Annotated in this window: 14 protein-coding genes; 2 read left to right on the top strand and 12 right to left on the bottom strand. The window is 58.2% G+C overall.

From position 1 onward, the window contains the following. Positions 1-84 precede the first annotated feature (84 nt). Both ABJT94_RS08130 and ABJT94_RS08125 read left to right on the top strand, forming a co-directional pair. Positions 85-1,635, top strand: coding sequence for an amino acid adenylation domain-containing protein (locus tag ABJT94_RS08130; RefSeq protein WP_348475825.1), 1,551 nt, complete (start codon positions 85-87; stop codon positions 1,633-1,635). Next, the gene (locus tag ABJT94_RS08125; protein WP_348475824.1) at positions 1,632-2,363 is read left to right on the top strand and encodes a GDSL-type esterase/lipase family protein; all 732 of its coding nucleotides are present in this window, start codon (positions 1,632-1,634) and stop codon (positions 2,361-2,363) included. The genes ABJT94_RS08130 and ABJT94_RS08125 overlap by 4 nt, the downstream gene beginning before the upstream one ends. Here ABJT94_RS08125 and ABJT94_RS08120 read toward each other — a convergent pair. From ABJT94_RS08120 to ABJT94_RS08065, 12 genes are all read right to left on the bottom strand, one after another. Then, positions 2,306-4,054 (bottom strand): alpha/beta fold hydrolase, encoded by a 1,749-nt coding sequence (locus tag ABJT94_RS08120; RefSeq protein ID WP_348475823.1) that lies wholly within the window; start codon positions 4,052-4,054, stop codon positions 2,306-2,308. The two genes, ABJT94_RS08125 and ABJT94_RS08120, sit on opposite strands and share 58 nt — an antisense overlap. After that, positions 4,051-5,688 (bottom strand): HAD-IIIC family phosphatase, encoded by a 1,638-nt coding sequence (locus ABJT94_RS08115; RefSeq protein WP_348475822.1) that lies wholly within the window; start codon positions 5,686-5,688, stop codon positions 4,051-4,053. The genes ABJT94_RS08120 and ABJT94_RS08115 overlap by 4 nt, the downstream gene beginning before the upstream one ends. Positions 5,689-5,697: 9 nt before the next feature. Continuing rightward, positions 5,698-5,925, bottom strand: a complete 228-nt coding sequence (locus tag ABJT94_RS08110) for a phosphopantetheine-binding protein (protein ID WP_348475821.1) — start codon at positions 5,923-5,925, stop codon at positions 5,698-5,700. Then, entirely contained in the window at positions 5,906-7,057 is a 1,152-nt protein-coding gene (locus ABJT94_RS08105) for an acyltransferase (RefSeq protein ID WP_348475820.1), read from the bottom strand. Before ABJT94_RS08105 ends, ABJT94_RS08110 begins: the two co-directional genes overlap by 20 nt. Then, positions 7,054-8,148 (bottom strand): acyltransferase family protein, encoded by a 1,095-nt coding sequence (locus ABJT94_RS08100; protein WP_348475819.1) that lies wholly within the window; start codon positions 8,146-8,148, stop codon positions 7,054-7,056. Before ABJT94_RS08100 ends, ABJT94_RS08105 begins: the two co-directional genes overlap by 4 nt. Beyond that, positions 8,141-9,946 (bottom strand): alpha/beta fold hydrolase, encoded by a 1,806-nt coding sequence (locus ABJT94_RS08095; protein ID WP_348475818.1) that lies wholly within the window; start codon positions 9,944-9,946, stop codon positions 8,141-8,143. Before ABJT94_RS08095 ends, ABJT94_RS08100 begins: the two co-directional genes overlap by 8 nt. Further along, positions 9,943-12,408, bottom strand: a complete 2,466-nt coding sequence (locus tag ABJT94_RS08090) for a hypothetical protein (RefSeq protein WP_348475817.1) — start codon at positions 12,406-12,408, stop codon at positions 9,943-9,945. The genes ABJT94_RS08095 and ABJT94_RS08090 overlap by 4 nt, the downstream gene beginning before the upstream one ends. A 4-nt stretch (positions 12,409-12,412) precedes the next feature. Further along, positions 12,413-13,390 carry a DUF1839 family protein gene (locus ABJT94_RS08085; protein WP_348475816.1) on the bottom strand — a complete coding sequence of 326 codons (978 nt, stop codon included), beginning with the start codon at positions 13,388-13,390 and terminating at the stop codon, positions 12,413-12,415. Between the two features lie 53 nt (positions 13,391-13,443). Beyond that, complete coding sequence (locus ABJT94_RS08080; protein ID WP_348475815.1) at positions 13,444-14,619, bottom strand: acyl-CoA dehydrogenase family protein; 1,176 nt, start codon at positions 14,617-14,619, stop codon at positions 13,444-13,446. Between the two features lie 55 nt (positions 14,620-14,674). Beyond that, complete coding sequence (locus ABJT94_RS08075; RefSeq protein ID WP_028671356.1) at positions 14,675-14,914, bottom strand: acyl carrier protein; 240 nt, start codon at positions 14,912-14,914, stop codon at positions 14,675-14,677. Positions 14,915-14,984: 70 nt separating this feature from the next. Beyond that, positions 14,985-16,007: a polysaccharide deacetylase family protein gene (locus ABJT94_RS08070; RefSeq protein ID WP_348475814.1), complete on the bottom strand. Its 1,023-nt coding sequence runs from the start codon at positions 16,005-16,007 to the stop codon at positions 14,985-14,987. 211 nt (positions 16,008-16,218) lie between these two features. Further along, positions 16,219-17,058: a methyltransferase, TIGR04325 family gene (locus tag ABJT94_RS08065; RefSeq protein WP_348475813.1), complete on the bottom strand. Its 840-nt coding sequence runs from the start codon at positions 17,056-17,058 to the stop codon at positions 16,219-16,221. Positions 17,059-17,080: the final 22 nt, after the last annotated feature.

Genomic DNA, 17,080 nt, shown 5'->3' with positions numbered 1-17,080 from the left:
TCTCACTATATGATTGGGCCGCCATGATCAGAACCCGTGCTCTGCTGTCAGAGCATCAGGATATCGACCGTTAAGGAGGACACCATGACGCAGTTGGTCCAGGATTTTTTTACCGCCTCGGCACACCGCTTCCCCGACAAGATCGCCGTGCGTTGCGCCGATCAGTCCATTACCTACCAGGCACTTGATCAGGCCACCAACCGACTGGCCCGCCATCTTTCAGGGTGCGGCGTACCAGCCAAGTCCATGGTCGCGTTTTTCATGCCCAAGAGTCTGGAGTCGATGCACTGCATCCTGGGAATTTTGAAAGCCGACTGTGCCTACGTTCCCATTGATGTGAATTCACCCGCCCAACGACTGCAATCGATTCTTAAGAGTCTCGACTCCCAGGTCATTCTGGTCAGCGATACCAGCGAAGCCCTGCTGCGGGAGCGCCTGCCGGAAGATGCCGGCATCGAGATCATCAACGTCAATCAACTTGCAGATGCATCGTTGAGTTCTGAGCCTACAACCTGCGCCAATTTATCGATCGACCTGGCCTATGTGCTGTTTACCTCCGGTTCCACCGGCGTACCCAAGGGCGTGATGATTCCGCACAAAGCCATTGTGGATTACATTGACTGGTGTGTTGAAACCTACGAGCTAACCGACCAGGACGAGATTGCCAACCACGCGCCGCTGTATTTCGATAATTCGACCTTCGATCTCTACACCGCCTTCAAGACCGGAGCGACTCTGCATCTGGTCGACGATGCCCTGAATGCCGTCTTGCCCAGGCTGATCCGCTGGCTCGACGAGCATGCCATTACCACCTTTTTCTGCGTGCCGTCGGTGCTGACCCTGTTGCTCAAATCCCGTCGCCTGAAGCCGGAGGCGTTTCGCCAGGTACGGCACATTCTGTGCGCCGGTGAAGCCTTACCACCAACGGTGGTGCGCCAGTGGATGCTGATGTACCCGCACATTCAGTTCACCAATATGTATGGCCCGACAGAAATCACCGTCGATTGCACGTATCACATCATCGATGAGGTGCCGGCCGCCGACGCCCGCTCCATCCCGATTGGCAAACCGCGGCGCAACATGGACATCTGGGTCAGAACCGAGCTGGGTGAGCTGTCCCGTAAGCCGGGTACCCAGGGAGAGTTGCTGGTACGCGGCACCTCGGTCGCCTATGGCTATTTGGGGTTGGCGGAAAAGACCGCCGAGGTGTTCATTCAAAACCCCTGGCACGAGCGATTCCACGACCCGCTGTATTGCACCGGCGATCTGGTTCAGATCGATGACGCCGGTTTGCTGCATTATCTCGGCCGTCTGGACGACCAGATCAAATACCTTGGCTATCGCATTGAGCTGGGTGAAATAGAAGCTGGGTTGAACAGTCTGGACGCCATTGAAGAAGCCGTTGTCGTGTTCAGCCCGGAACAGGAAGGCGAGGAGCCTTTTATTGCCGCTCTGATTCACGCCGACTCGTCCGCTAGCCAGACAGACCTGATCGATGCCATGAAAGCGCGGTTACCCGGTTATATGGTGCCTACTCGCATTGAGCGAACCGACCAGCCGTTTCCACGCACGCCCAATGGCAAGTACGATCGGAAAACCATTCTGAAACGTTTTGTCACGACGGAGGCCGCATGATTGTAAACCCCCTGATCAAACGGCGGCGCCCGGGTCTTAAATGGGTTTTGTTGATCACCGCCGTAGCGCTGGCCACGCTGGCAACAGTCGCGATTGCCTTTTTCAGGCAAACGGATCTGCCGCTCAGAGACGCAATGTTTGATGAGCATGCTGCCCAGCGCCAGCAAGTGCTGCTGGAACAGGATAGCGCCACCGGCGCCGGTGCCATTGTACTGCTCGGCGACAGCCATCTGGAACTGATGGACAACGAACAGCGCTTTCCTGGTTCCCTGAACCTCGGCATACGGGGCGACACCACGGCGGCCGTGCTCGATCGAATGGACAGCTACCAGAGCCTGGCAACCGCCCGGGTTGTGATTATCAGCCTGGGCGCCAACGACATCGCCCAGGGCTATCGGGTCAACCAAACTGTGGCCAACCTGCGCGATATCGTCTCGCGACTGCCCGGGCAACCCCCGGTCTTACTGACGACCATTCACGCCATGGATGAGCGCGTTGGGCTGGTGGGGTATAACCGCAATATTCGCCGCTGGAATGACGCCTACCAGGAGGCCTTTGCCGACTCGGAACAGGTGGAACTGGTCGCCTCGCCCCATGCCCCGCAGAGCGACAGCGACAACCTGGCCGTGGCCATGCACATCGGCGATGGCATCCACCTGAATCAAGCCGGTTATGATGCCTGGCTTTCCGCCCTGAGCCCCGCTGTCGATACAGTAGTTGAAGAGTGATCGACAAGGGTTAACTGCTGGCAGAGGTGATCAATCAGCCGCTGCCGGCTAACGGCGGTGGTGAAGGTGTGATCGGCCTGTTCGACCTGATCCCAGCTGACCTGACCGGTTTGGATCAACCTTGCCAGGGTTCGTCCGCCCGCCTCTTGTAGAGCCGCCATACCAGGTTCATCTGGTGAAAACACAAAACGGACCACCAGACCACGCTCCGTCAGCCGACTAAGATCCCTCTCCAGGGGTGACAGATGCCGGCTGAGCCGCTGGCCGGTTGCATGGGCAACCCGGCCGACGCGTTCCACCAGATGACGCCCCACGTTCAGCCACTTTCGCGGCGAGGTGAGTAATCGCAGCCAGGCTTTGGGGTCGCTGGTCGATTGCGCATATTGCGCGCGGGTCAGTGCCGATTGGGCACCCGAAGGCATGCGGCTGTCGTCACCCTGTTGCCAGTACAGCGTTTGCACATTAATCAGCGTCAGCCCGGCCACAGGAACGTCCGGGTGCGCAAGGGCCGCTTGAAAGGCGTTATAGGCACCGGCGCACACCCCAAGCAAGGTCACTGAGGACGCGCCGAGCTCGATCACTGCCCGTGCCATGGCGGCCAGATCATCGCGACCGGTCAGGTTGTAGGCTTCATTGCTCAATGCATGGGTGTGTTGCGGGCTGTCTCCCAAATGCGCGAGGTCCAGCCGAACGCTGGCAATGCCCTGCGCCGCCAACTGCCGGGCAAGGTCAACATGAAGCCGGTTTGGCCCGGCATGATGGCCAGCGCCCGTATTGGGGATCAGTACCAAGGGGGTCGTGCTCTCAGACCGTGACGGCCGGGTCAGAATGCCAAAAACGGCGCCGGCCCGCAGCGATGTCTCAGTAAACCCGGTGGATTGCCAGCTATCTGCAGGCTCCAGGCTTTCGGGCTGATGAGCTTTGGAGGAGATTGATTGTGAGCCGAGCCACTCGACCAGGTGGTCAATATCGTGTTGCGGAACCACCGATGCCTCGGCCTGGCGGGCCATGGCCGACAGTTCCGAAGAACGGATGCGGTCGACCTGACCGCCAGCCGCTTCAAGCCCGGCCAGCGCAGCAATGCGCTTCTGTTCAGGGGTATGAATAACCAGCGTATTCAGTGGGTAATCGGGTTCTATGGCCAGCGACCGTTGTTCAAGCTGCGCCGCTGTGTCGCGGTGCATGGGGTAGCCGCCCCCGGTCAGGCAGGGAGCATCTTCCGGGGCCTGGCTGTGCAGTTGCAAATCAATCAGGTTCAGGTCGCGAACGAACGTCTGGCCCCGGGTGTGCGGGTACCACCACACCAGGCCTGCCAGCGGGACACGGGAAACAACCGCCGGTGTGAGCAAACTGCTGGCCCGCATGGCCAGTAAAACAGGGGCGATACCGCAGTGCCGCTGCACCCAGCCAGTGACCGCAATCAGGGCCTGTTCCCAGTCGTCCAGTATGCCGGGCTCGGTTAACTGACCGCTGCTGTTGCCATAACCGGGCAGGTCAAACACCAGTGCTGCCTGACCGGCGGCCTGCAATTGCAACGCAAGCTGACGCAGCGCCGTGTGGCAGTGCATGTATTCCGGGCCGACCGGGTGGCACAGCACCACAGGTGGCGCACGGTGCGCCTCTACATCGAACCAGTGTGCAAAAACGGCACCGTTGTTGTCGGTGGGTAGCCAGAAGGTGTGCTGCTTCATGAAGGGCTCGTTTCGGTGGCGTTGTGAAGGGTGAATAAGGCGCGCGCCGCCTGCGTTTGTTGCGCCAGCCTGTCCCGTTCAATTTGGTTGTGTTTCAGTGCCAATGTGTCCAGAAAATCCTGCAGGGGCCGGTTGCGCGCGGTGTTCACCCGGTCGAACACCAGTATCTCACCGGCGACTGAGTGCTCAGACAGAATATGCAAAAACGCGGCCTCGACCTGACGCTGCAGCACCCGGCATGACATCACCCAGGCACGAATGCAGCCCTCCACATCGATCAGGCAAGCCATGATCTCGCCATGGCCACCGTGCGCATCGGCCAGGCTGGCTGAGTACAGCCGGCCACCCTGGCTAAGAACTGCATCGAGCTCGTCGTCCGTCCAGCGCTTGCCATTCAAATTGAATTGATTGGTCTTGTTGATCAGCTGCAAGGCTCGGTCGCGCTGTGTCTGGCTGCGGTCGTGCCAGGTGAGCTGCATGTCGAGTGAGCTCAGAAAGTCCGTCAGATCGGCCCCTTCGGCGTTTACCGGCGCCATGCCTTTAAGCCGTGTTCGGTAGAGTTCTGTGCGTTGCCGGTCTTCCTGACTGGTGGTGTCCTGCTCGAAGTGCGTTAGCAGCCGTTCCAGAAAATCCGGAAAGGCAGCCACGGAATCCGGAAACTGCAGGCACTGAACGTCGGGCAACGCGGTGCTGACTTCCGACAGTTCGACCGGGTTGTCGTCGACAAACACCACGGCATCCAGACCCAGATCCAGCTGTTCCAGCAAGTGACGGATCTGGGCCGACTTGGGCTGGTAACTGCCCAGAATGGCGACAAGGTCAGATTCACTCAGTGACATGGTGCCCGTTTCAAACGGAGCTCGGGCCAGGTCGGCATCGTTGCGACTGACAGCGGCGATCAGGGTGCCGCCGTGCTTCAGGCGCTGCAGCGCCTGCTGATACAAGAAGTGCGGGTAGCCGGCGCCCTCGGGCCGGTATTGAATGCCATCGAGGCCGTCTTCACCGATGATGCCCTGCCACATGACCTGATCGAGGTCGGTCACCAGCACCTTGCGCGGCGACTTCGGGCTTGGGTAGCGCTGCTCATAGAGGGCTTCGGCAATGGCATCGGCACTGCGGCCTGCAATGGCAACGCCGGTGTTCAGAAAACTGGCCAGATCAAAGGCCTCGCCATCAAGCAACCTGGCGCCAGCCCGATACGCGGCTTCGCGCAGCCGGTTTGCGAGTTGCGCTTGCTGGGCCGGGCTGGCCATAACCGGTGGCATGGGCGCATCGAGGTAGAGAATGGGCATGCCGCGTTGCTGCAGGCGTTGTTCCTGTGCGGCCAACCTCGCCTCCAGATCAGCCAGACCCAGTGGTTGTGCGGGCAACCCGGTGCGCCAGTCGGTTTCCGGCAACCAGTCCCAGGGCAGCATCAGCCAGACTTCATCGAGGCTGGCGGCGGTATAGCTTTGTTGTGCCAGCGTATTGAATGGCAAATGCTGAACCGTTAGCCGTTGCCCTGCCAGGGCGTGTCGCGCCTGTAAGTACCGATCGAGGTTCTCACTCTGAAACGACGTTGCCAGCAGGACGATTGAGGCAGGTGCGTCGTCCGCGAGCGCGGCGACCGCGCGTTGTGCTTGCAGATATTTCATGGCAGCGGCCTAGAGGTAGCGGTTCACCAGCTCGACGCAATCGTCGAGCGTGTTCAGTTGCATGGCGTCGTCGAGGCTTAACGCCAGGTCGAACTCACCTTCCAGTGCCGATACCAGAGCCACCTGTGCCATTGAATCCCAGGTGTCACACTGGCTGCGATGCACGCCCTCAGCCGTGTCGAGTTTGATGATGCTGCTCAGAATGGCGTCGATGTCGTCACGAAGGGAGGCTTCCATGCGCGGGTCCTTTTGGTTTGGGTCGATGAGTGAGTTTGGGTCTGATGCGGTGTTTATAGAACTGGCGGCAGGCACCGGCGATCCAGCGATCACCGAGCAGGTGAACCAGCAACGCAAACAATAGACTCAGGGCGGTGCACAGCAACAGAATGACCAGGCCCGGCATTTGCCTATACCAGGCGTCTATCAGGTAGCGGCCTAACTGGTGATGCACCAGATACAGCGGGTAAGTCAGGCTGCCGAGTAGGAGGATCCAGGGGCGGTTGGCCGGGTTCCAGTAACCCAGGCTGATGGCCGTCAGCGCGGCAAAGCCGAGTGCGAGCAACAGGCTGCCGGCCAGCCAGTCAAGACCGGTGCTGGTGCCAAAGTTGTAAAAGGCGATTTGCTCGGGCAGGTAACTGCAGGCCAGCGCAAAGCTGCCCAGTAACACCAGCCAGGCCCAGGGGTCTCGCCGCTCAGTGCGCAAGGCGCACAGGGTCATACCGGCAATAAAATAAGCAGAGTAATCAGGCGCGATGAGGTATTTCAGAAAAAACGGCTGGCCCACCAACCGGTAGCCGATGGCTGAGATCAGCCAGAGACTGAGCCAGAACCGGTAGGCACCAAGCTGGCGAGTCAGTAATGCCAGCCCGATCAGAATGTAAAAATGCAGTTCGACCAGCAACGTCCAGTACACCGGGTCGAGATGGGTGACGCCCAGATACGACTGCACCATGGTCAGGTTGGCGGCGACCTCGAACGCACTGACCTCAAGGCTGGCGCCAAGAAAGAACCAGAGCATGGCAAGGGTAAACAGAATGGATACCCAGTAGGTTGGAAACAGCCGAATCCAGCGATAGACCGCAAAATCGAGCGTCGTGCGGCCACTGGCCGATGCAAAAATAATAAAGCCACTGATCAGGAAAAAGAGATTAACGCCCATAAACCCGAAATGGGTAACGTTGGACCAGCCAGGCAGTAATTCGGTCGAGGCAATGAGATTGTAGCGATTGGGGAAATTCGTGTTGCCCACGCCGCTGGCGGTGTAGTGGTACAACAACACCATCAGGGCCGCAAAAAACCGAAGCAGATCCAGTGCGGGCAAACGTATGTCCTGTCGTGGCAGCGGTGCCGAAAACCAGTATGCCTTCATACCCACCCCCGTGGCTGTCCAATCAGCCAGTTGGCCTGGTGTGAGAAAACCCGACGGGTAAGCACCATGACGCCGTAAAAGACTGTCAGGCTTAGCGCCACCCGGATCAGCCAGGTACCCAGGTTGCCCGCAATCAGCCCATGATCCAGCGCAATGGCCACAGCAAGCGTGCCATAGGTATGCGCCAGAAAAATACCGTAACTCTCGGCGGCCCAAGGCTGCAGTAGGCGATGCATTGCTGCTGACAACGACAGGCAAACACTCAGTAACAGCACGGCCAGTGATAATTTGTTAATCAACAGAAAATCGATCAGCGCACGCTCGGGCCCAAGCCATTCAGTCACCCGGTAAACACCTGCATGCTGTTCCACCAGTGTCATCCATAGAAAGGATGCAACCGCCAGCACGGCACAGACCCACACAATGGTGCGATGACCCGGCTGCCCCCGTTCAAGCCAGAGCGCCGCCAGCATACCCAGCAACAAACCGGGCCAGAAATACATCCATAGCCACCAGACTTCCCGGTTGGGGTAGTGCGGGCGCTGAATCATGTTGGCCCAGATCACCGCCCCGATAAACACGCAAAGCAGCAGGGCGGGGCGCCTTGCCAGAGCAAGCCACAATGGCAGCGACAGATAGATCAGGGCGAGCATCGGAATGAACCAGAGCGGGTAATTCGCTGTGGTACCCCCGGTCACAACGTACCAGCCCAGTTGCAACCACAGAGGCCACTCGGCCAGGTGTGGATAATTCGCGCTTGGCTCGCCGTTGGGAAAATACTCATAGGCCAGCCCCGGTAACAGCCAGACCAGATAAGGCACCCCTATAAAACAGGCCTGCCTTGCCAGAAAACGGCCATAAGCGGTTGCTGTGTTGAGTTCAGTGCGCTTCAGCGTCAGCAACAGACCGGTTAAAAAGACAAAAAACACCGGTGCGTTGTTAAACAGATTCAACAGCCAGCGTTCCGTGGTGCGGTTGCCCGACCAGTTTAATAGATCGAAACAGGCGAGGCTTGCCACCGCTATCAGCAACGCCAGCGCCCGGTAGCTAGACAGAGCAGCACGCCATGAGGCGTTTATTGGCTCACCCATGGGGCGCGACACCGTTGTCTGATGAGGCTACCTGGACTGTATTTGTACTCGCCAGAGACGTCAGCAGCTGGGCTGCGACCGCGCGGCTTCGGTACCACGAAAAGGTGTGGTTGGCCTCGGTGACCGGGTGAATACGAACCCCAAGCTTGCGCGCCAGTTTGGTTTTGGGCAGCCGGGTTTCGTCGGCCAGAATGTCCCAGCCCGGGTCTCGGTCCGAAAACACGAAGTTCACCTTAATGCCGGCCCGCACCAGTTTCTGCAAATCCCTGTTCAGTGTCGTATCGGGAATGGGTTTGAGTATCCCGCTGATCTGGTCACCCAGTGCCGCCAGGCGTTTGCGCGCAAAGCGAACCGCGTAACCGGCGATGTAGCCCAGGCTGGCCTGGCCTTTCAATAATTTTATCCAGCGTTTCGGATCTTTCATCGCTTGTCGGTAATAAGCGGTATCCTGATGCGTGGATGACTCCCGTGGGATGTCCAGTGACAGGCCCGGTCGCCAGTAAAACGTCAGCGGGTTGATGATGGCCAGCCGCTGCACCAGGTCAGGTTGCATCAGCGCAGTGTGCAGGGCGTGGTGGGCGCCGGAACAAATGCCCCCCAGCGTGATGGCGCGCCCGGGGAAACGCTGCCGGATGTAGGCGAGCAGGGAAGCAACATAGGCGTTGGCCTCGGCCGGGTAGCAGTGGTTTTCTTCAGCCACGGTTGCCCGGGCACTGTCACCCAGATTCAGCAGATCGAACCGGACAGAGGGAATACCCTGCAGCGCCGCTGCGCGGCAGAACTCTGTATAAGTTCGGTTCGGACCAACATGATGCACCGACCCCGAGTTGATCAGTACCAGAACTGAAGCCCCCGGGGCCTCGGTAACCGGCTGGGTGACCAGATAAAACTGGCCCTGGGGGTCTGTCGCGGTGGTCTCTGTGAACTGGCCTTCGTGCCATTGATGGTCTGCTACGGCGATGCGCTCAGGCTGAGCGGGTGTTGAGGTGTCTTTGGGTGCTTCCACCACGGCACTGACGATCTGCGTTAACAGATCGACGGGGATTTCCGTGTGTTGCGGCTCGGCCATGATGCCGGCATAGCCCTGGTACGGCTGGCAGACAGCGTCTACTTCCGCCAGGCTGACTTTCAAGGCTTTGGCCGGTTGTTCACTAAAACAGAGTACGCGTTTGGCGGGTTGCAGGTCGGCACCGGAGATGGACAGCGCACTGAGCGCGGCCAGTGTTGCTTCGGTGTAGATGAACCCGCCCGATTCAATAAAGTCGCTCTGGCTTTGAACTTCAGCAAAGCGCGAGGCGGCGTTGAGCTCCCGCACCAAGCGCTTGCCGCTTGCCACGGGTTCAATCAGCACCAGGTCGTCACCGGGCTGGGTGGCCTGCACGGCCAGGGTCGCCCCCAGGCGAAGACCCATCAGGGTACACGCCAGGTCGGGGCGCTGACGTTTCAGATCATTGCGAACCGCGCTGATGGCGTCAATCCAGCGGTTAATCAGGTTTGGGGAGGTAAGGTCCGACCCAGCATTGCCGGTGCCCGGGTAGTCGAGTCGGGCGACGCAACAGCCCGCCTGAGCCAACTGATCGGCCAGAAATTTCAGCGTACGGTGGCTGTGCACGTACTCGTAGCCAATCGGCGGGCACAGCACCACCAGGTGAGTAATGGGCTGTTCAGCCGGTTGATGCAACCAGTAGAAAGTTTGGTCGTCGTTGTGCGCCAGCCAGCCCGCCTGGCGATGAATGGGCGGGGTGGGAGATGTGGCCGACGGTACGGTCGTTGTTGTCACCTCGGATACGGTGGTCATAGCAGCTCGACCTCCGCCGCCAGGCGCACGGTGCTGGCCAGGTTCAGGGCGCTAAGGTGACCGCGCAATCGAGTTTGGCCCGGGGCATCGGGAATCAGCCGAACGCGCTGTACTTGCCCTGGCAACAGGTGCAGACCCTGGCGCGCGGCCTGCCAGCCAGTCAGGGTGATTTCAGAAAAATACACAAAGCGATCGGCGCTCAGGGTCAGCCAGACGTCGTCGCCTTCGCGGGCTATGTTACAGCTCAGCCCCAAGCGGTCGCGGTCGTATTGAACGGGCAAATTCAGCCCGGTCGGGAAGTGGCAGTGCTGGCTGAGCAAGTCGTTGTTTTCGTCATAGAGCGATACCGCAATCACATCCCAGGGTTCAGCACCAAAGTGATAGCTGGCAGTGGTGTCCTGAAAGCCATCGAGCATTGAATCCAGACGGGTCAGGGTGTTGCTGTAGGGTGCCAGCGTTACCTTTTGTTCGTGTTCTAACGTGTTGCCCCGGCCCGTTTGAAGCAACGTGACCTTAATTCGGGCATTAATATTGGCGGGGCTTTCGTTGATGAACGATAGGTTGTGGCCATTCAGCCCCTGCGGTACCAGGCTCACTTGCACCGCCTGCCAGGCATCCGCGACACCGTGCAATGCCGGTTTGGCACCGCCGTCGCTGTCGAACAACCCCCAGCCAGCGCCGGGCACCAGGTCGTTCAACCACCAGACCAGTGCACCCTGGCACGGGCTGGCGTTACTGCGCCACAGGTGAAACGCCTGGCTTAGCAGGTAGCCGGTGAGCAGACGGCTGCGCTGGGCATAGCCAGCCGGGTCAACGGAGCGCAAGCGCACCGGATCACAGTGAAAATACCGGTGCAGGTAATGATCACGGATGTCTTCGAAATCCCAGCCGCATCCGGCATCCCGGGGCACGCCGGCTTTCCAGGACGGGGTGTGGGTAAGCGGCGGTGTGGCGCCAAAGTGCCGGGCGGTAAAGGCATCGTCTGGTAAGTGTGAGTGCCCCAGGCATTCGGGGGTGAACCGCACCTGGCTCAGTTGCAGGTCCTGTTCATCCCGGCGGTAGGCGCCCAGCCCGAAATAGTGCGCGAGGCCAGTATCGGTATGAAACGGCAAGGCGCCATCGCACGGGGTTGAAGGCCAGTAGGGCCAGTCTGGGTTGGCATCGCGCAGCAGGGCGGGCAGGTGTTCTGCAAACCAGGGGTTGCGCCATCGCTCGCGGGGCTGGCCCAGCATGGCGGCCTGTTGTTCGACTTCGCTGCTGCCACACCAGGCAACCACGGCGGCATACTGGCTAAGCCGGCGGGCTTGCTGGTGCAGTTCGGCTGAAGCCGAGGCCAGCCAGTCCGGGTCGTCATGCGGGTAGTCCATATTGGCGAAGGCGGCGTCCTGCCATACCAGCAAGCCCAACTCATCGCACAGGTCGTAAAACGCATCGGTTTCATACTGCATGGTGCCGCCGATACGGAGCATGGTCATGCCTGCATCCCGGGCCGCTGTGAGAATGCGCCGGGCCTTGTCGGCATCGAATTCAAAGCCAGGGAGATTGCTGTGTGACCAGCAGGCACCGCGCATAAACAGCACCTGTTGGTTGATGTAAAAGGCCGGCGCCTGCCCGCTCAGGCTAACCGTGAGTTTCCGGAACCCAAGCCGAACCGTACGTTCGGCCAGGCACTGGTCACCCTGCCACAGTGCCAGAGTAACGCGGTGCCGGTGCGGAGTGCCCTGGCTGTGGACCTGCCAGCGTGGCAAGTCACCAAACGACAGCGTTTCACCCTCTCCGGTGAGGGTAACCGGCGCCGCGTCGCCTAACTGAAACGTCAGGTGCTGGCCGGTCTTTTGTAATGCAGCGTCTTCGGGGGGGCTCACGGAAACCTGACAATTGTCACCGTTTACGCTCGGGCAAAACGACCATTGGTCGAGCCAGGCCTGCGCCTTACTCAGCCATTCAAGTGGCTGACAGGGCCCAATGGCCCACAGCGATCCTGACCAGACGGTATGGCCAAGCAACGACGTGCGGTACCAGCGCAGGTTGTTATTAACCAGTCCGGTTTTCCACTGAGGTCGGGGTTTGCGGGTGCTGAGGGCGCTGGCCAGAGACCGGAATCGCAGCGTCAGTTGCCGGGTGTCGGGGGGCACAGGCAAATAGTCGGTTACAAAGGGGTTACTGCCAGAAAAAACCGGTTGGTCGTCGAACCACACATCAAACAGCGTCGCCAGGTTGGTTAGGCGCAGCACGGCCTGGTGGGGCTGGTCTGCGGGCAAGTCGAGCCGGTACCACCAGTCCCGGTCGCCGGGCTGATTGACCGCTTGTCTCGGTAAAACATCGAGCTCGCCTTCACACAGCAGCGCGTTAACAGGCCGGGCAGCAGCAATGGGTATCCAGTCTGACGCCGCCGGCTCCCCCTCGGGCTCGGTGCTGGCCAGTAGCCATCCGTTGGCATGGCTGAGAGACACGTCGATCATCGGATCATTCCCGCATCAGTGTGCGAACCTGATCGACCGCCTGTTGCCAGTCGCCTGCCATCTGCTCCAGTGCGGTCAAATCCAGTGGCTTGTCGCGAGCAATGGCCCGGGCCAGTTGAAATTGCAGTGTCTTGGCGGCGAGGCTAATGCGCCCGAAGGCCGCTGCCGCGTCTGCGAATGGGAGGTTCGTTCGCTGGTCTAGCCAGTTCAAATATGTTTCAGCCAGCGCATAGCAGGCGCCAAACTGCCGCAGCGTGGCAAATGAGTAGAGATGGAAGTGGGACATGCCCGCCGCTTTCAATTCGGGTAATTCGCGACTGAACGCTTCAATAAACAATGTAAACGGGTTGTGCTTGGGTATCAGGGCACACTGATGACGCAACGAGGCCAGCGAGCGTTGAGTCAGGGTCTGGGCATCCAGCGTGGTGGGGGTATGGTGCCGTTTAATGTATTCAACGTAGGGCGGCAGCATGCGTTCGTGCACCAGCCCGTCGGTTTGAAACAAGCGGTCAAAATCGTCGCCATCGACCTGGTAGTAAGACTGACCGTGAAAGTAGCCCAGGGTTCGGTCGGCAACGGAGATGGCATTGACAGAGACCGTCGATTTAACGTGTTCGCAGTGGTAGGTGGTTCCCTGAGTGTCCGGTAAATAACACGAATCCAGTTCTACCAATACAGGCCGGCCGGCACTAACCTGACGTTCAACATGGTCGGCCAGGCGGTGCCAGGGGTTCATTTCCTGAATGTCAAAACCGTACAGCTGCCACAGGTCGGCATGGGGGTATTTGAAAAATGTCCACTGATCGACTTCAAAATCAATCGCCAGAGTAAAGGCAAGACCGGCCACGGGGTCGAAACCCAGGGCATGAATTTGTTCGATCAGTACATCGACGTAGCAGTTGGTTTCCGACCATACCCGGTCCTCGCCGTGCAGGGCGTGACGTTGATAGGTGGTCGGGTCCAATGACAGTATGTGTTTCATAAGCAGCGCTGGCCGGGGCTTGTACAGCCCGGCCTCTCCTTGCGATCCGGGTGTTAGCTTTCCTTAACCACCACTTGCATGGTGGCGTTGTGCCCGCGTATCCGGTCGTTGTTGACCATCAGCGCGGCACCATGGGCATCGCGCAGTTCGCGGCACAGGCTGTATTTTCCATCGTTGCGATAGCCGCCGATGCCGACGATTTGCAACGCCTTGCCGACCACATCGACCACCATTTCCGAACAGCTGGTTTTCACGTTGTTCACCTGAATGGCAAAGCCGTATTTCTCGGCCTGGAACAGGTTGTTGTCATCGAGCATGGCCTGGTAAGCCTGCATGGCACCGGCCAGTCCGCCCTTCATGCTGAACAATACTTCGTCCAGCTCGGCCAAACGCAGGGCGGTGACCTGAGGCAGTTCATCGCTGCGGCGCATCATGTCGCGCACGGCCAGCCGGGCTTTGTTGGTCGCGCCCTGGGCCATGCCGGTCCAGAGTGAGCCCCAGGTGAGGTGCGATACCGGGTGCATGGTATGCGCCAGCACCACTGAGAAAGGAGTGGGCAGAATCTGATCTTTATGACCCTGGGCTTCCAGTGTGAAGCCAGCACTGCAGGTGCCGCGAAAGCCGAGGGTATCCCAGCCAGTCAGCGGGGTCAGGTTGGTTTTCTGGGTTTCGACCAATACCTGAACCTGGTCGCTGGCCGGGGCGTCTTTATGGCTGCGGCAGGTAACCAGAATGGCATCGGAATGCAGCGCGTAGGAGATAACTGGCGCCTGCTTGGTCAGTGTGAATTGATCGTCAGCGACCTCTACGTGGCAGAGGCTGGAACGCAAGTCACCGCCGACGCCCATCTCTGTTGTTGCCGATGCCAGCAACAGTTGCTGTTCGCACATCTGGCGCAAATACCGGCTGAAATAAGCGGATTCCTGACCGTGGTGAACGATGCAGGCCACCTGAATCTGGTGCATGGCGTAAATCATCGCGGTCGAGGAGCAATAGTGGCCGAGAATTCGGCACAGCTCGGACACTTCGGTCAGGCTCAGGCCGTCGCCACCAAAACTCGATGGCACATAGCTCGACAGTAAGCGTTCACTGCGCAGGGCGGCGAAGGCCTCGTGCGGGAAACGGGCTTGCTGGTCTACGTCGTCGGCGTGAGCGGCAACAATGCTCTGCCCCAGCTCATGAACGGTGGCTTTTATTTGAGCGAACGTTCTAAGTGCGTGTGCTTCCATGCGTTTTCTCCTGTTCTTTTACAATTAGAACTGCACGTGCCGCCGTCAGTGGCGGTTAGGCACTCAGCTCTTCTACGGCGTCGTTCAACGCGGCAATGCTTTCAAAGGTTTGTCTGGAAAGGCGGTTATCGTCGAATTCAATGTCGAATTCGTCTTCGAGAGAGAGCATCAGGTTGACGGTGGTCAGTGAGGTGAGGCCGACCGAATAGAGGTCGTCGGAATCCTGAATGTCAGTGATGTCTTTGGACAGTTTGACGGACTTGGCGACAATACTGCGAATCCTTTCCTGGTACACGGCGTATGCTCCTTGCTACATCTGTAGTGAGTATATTCAGTTTTGGGTAATTTTCCACGCTCTAACGTTGTCAGAAGGCGTAGCGACGTTCTTTGAACCGTTCCAGCCAGCTGCAGTATTGGCGAAAGTCACTGAGCTTGTCGGGAAAGGCGAATCGCCTCAGGGCGAACAGATTGTTATGCGCATCGGCACCCAGGTCAATATAACCCGCATCGGCCGACATGGCAGCTTCTAAGCCTATGTGCTGGGCAATCGCCATTTCGCGCGGTCCAAAGTCCACGCCGCTGCGCCCGGTAGGATAGCAGAACACCGGCAGTGGGTGCTTGAGTTCGGCTTTCAGCCGGCTCCAACTGTGACGAATTTCGCGCTCGGCATCGGCCAGCGACTGGGCTTGTAAAATATTGTGTCGGTGTGAGTGGGGGCCGAATTCCACGCCCTGGGATTCCAGTGCCCGGGCCTGAGACCAGGAAATGGCGCGGTAGGCCGGGGGTGGCAAGGGCGGCAAGTCACAGCCCAGTTGATGGCTGATGTCTTCTACAAAGGCATCGTACCCGGTGCCATCCTGGCCTTTGATGTAATTGCGCATGGAGCGCAAGCAACGCCGGCGGCTGTCGCGATCAGCGTTGTCTATGTCCCAAGCCTGGTCGGCAATGTGCACTTGTTGCGCGCTTCGCATGCGTGACATGATCAGGTATTCAAGCTTGTAGTCCCAAGACCACCACTCGTTGTCCGGCAGGCCAGTGGCAATGAAGATAGTTACTGGAACCTGAAATTCCTGAAAAATGGGCACGGCAATTTCGGCCTGGTCGTAAAAGCCGTCGTCCATTGTGAAAGCAACGGCTTTCTCGGGCAGCGGCGTTCCTTGGTTCAGATGATCGACCAGCGTACGAATTGAAATGGGTTGAAAGTGATTCTCACGGACGTAAGACAAGGCTGCCCGCAAGGTGTCTGGCTGGTGGCCATGGACTCCCAGCGCTTTGTCCTGCATTCGGTGAAACATGAATACAGGGACACACTGGTTGCGTATCCCGCTCATGAGGCGGTTCATGGGGGCGCTGGTGAGTGCTTGAATCAGAGTGCTTTTGACGGTCATCCGTAACATCTCATCTTAACTGCTGTTATCCTTAACAACGTTAACTTTGTCACAGTTTAACTGTTAGAGGAAGAGGGAATGGCGATCTATTGCCTGTTTTTTGATCTGCCGTAATAGAAGCAAAAGCTTATAAGGCAGCGTGCACCAATTACCTAACCGCCGCATAACACTGTACGATTACGTCATGATAAGCGCGCTATCATTATCTGGGTCAATTCTGGACCTTCGGGTGGGCAGACAACCTCCTCTTAAAGTAAAAACCAAAATAATGCTCAACTTTTTTATTAAGGTTGTAGGGTATCTCTATCTGTCGGGGGTGTTTCCACTGATCGATAAGTTCGAAGCCGGAACTCTCCATATCACTGACAAGATTGGCCAATGAATGAATGTGATAAGGTACTTCACAGACGGTCAGATTTTGGAGCGTCCAGAAGTCTTCAGTCGGGTGAGCCGGCAGGTTGTGTATCAGCACATGTTCCGGAAGTTGCCTAAGATCGTTTAGCAGGGTGCTCAAGTTAGTATCAATATATTGTATGGTTCCTGCTGTCATAAAAATATCAGCAGAATGTACGTCGCTGAGGCAATTGCTTTCTATAAAGTCCAGTCGCTCTTCCTGCTTCATCTCAGCGACTTTTTGGCCGGCTTTTACAGCCCCTGCCAGCTCTGCAATCACCCATATGATGTTGTCTGGGTAGGGAAAATAACGTTCAAAGCTGTAGAACCCTTGCCCGATACTTCCTCCCAATTCGAGAATCTTCTGAGAAGGTTTCATCAACCTGGAAAGCCAGAACAACAGCGGGTAGTCGATATCCAATACCCGTTTATCGAGTATGGGCATTTCATTATCCAGATTTTCATTTTTTTCTTCATTGATGACATCGTACTCACTGGTTACCTCACCGAAAGCACTGTGCTGAGCAGCACGGCTCGTATCAAATACCCCGCGGTATGTGATGCCGAGTCGCTTCTTGGCTAATTGGAGGTAAATATCGTGACCAAACGGTAGAAGCTCTATTCCATTGATGATCCTGCTCTTAACGGATTTGTACACTTCTATGTTCTCCCCGGTATAT

This window comes from Saccharospirillum sp., from assembly GCF_039982735.1.
In the GTDB taxonomy this organism is placed as follows: Bacteria; Pseudomonadota; Gammaproteobacteria; order Pseudomonadales; family Natronospirillaceae; genus Saccharospirillum.
Note: the sequence above shows the minus strand (reverse complement) of the source record. Positions and strands in the feature narration are given on the sequence as shown.

What these genes read in the sequence shown, in the direction of transcription:
- ABJT94_RS08130 (WP_348475825.1), top strand. Translation starts at nt 85, where the DNA reads ATGACGCAGTTGGTCCAGGATTTTTTTACCGCCTCGGCACACCGCTTC.
- ABJT94_RS08125 (WP_348475824.1), top strand. Translation starts at nt 1,632, where the DNA reads ATGATTGTAAACCCCCTGATCAAACGGCGGCGCCCGGGTCTTAAATGG.
- ABJT94_RS08120 (WP_348475823.1), bottom strand. Translation starts at nt 4,054, where the DNA reads ATGAAGCAGCACACCTTCTGGCTACCCACCGACAACAACGGTGCCGTT.
- ABJT94_RS08115 (WP_348475822.1), bottom strand. Translation starts at nt 5,688, where the DNA reads ATGAAATATCTGCAAGCACAACGCGCGGTCGCCGCGCTCGCGGACGAC.
- ABJT94_RS08110 (WP_348475821.1), bottom strand. Translation starts at nt 5,925, where the DNA reads ATGGAAGCCTCCCTTCGTGACGACATCGACGCCATTCTGAGCAGCATC.
- ABJT94_RS08105 (WP_348475820.1), bottom strand. Translation starts at nt 7,057, where the DNA reads ATGAAGGCATACTGGTTTTCGGCACCGCTGCCACGACAGGACATACGT.
- ABJT94_RS08100 (WP_348475819.1), bottom strand. Translation starts at nt 8,148, where the DNA reads ATGGGTGAGCCAATAAACGCCTCATGGCGTGCTGCTCTGTCTAGCTAC.
- ABJT94_RS08095 (WP_348475818.1), bottom strand. Translation starts at nt 9,946, where the DNA reads ATGACCACCGTATCCGAGGTGACAACAACGACCGTACCGTCGGCCACA.
- ABJT94_RS08090 (WP_348475817.1), bottom strand. Translation starts at nt 12,408, where the DNA reads ATGATCGACGTGTCTCTCAGCCATGCCAACGGATGGCTACTGGCCAGC.
- ABJT94_RS08085 (WP_348475816.1), bottom strand. Translation starts at nt 13,390, where the DNA reads ATGAAACACATACTGTCATTGGACCCGACCACCTATCAACGTCACGCC.
- ABJT94_RS08080 (WP_348475815.1), bottom strand. Translation starts at nt 14,619, where the DNA reads ATGGAAGCACACGCACTTAGAACGTTCGCTCAAATAAAAGCCACCGTT.
- ABJT94_RS08070 (WP_348475814.1), bottom strand. Translation starts at nt 16,007, where the DNA reads ATGACCGTCAAAAGCACTCTGATTCAAGCACTCACCAGCGCCCCCATG.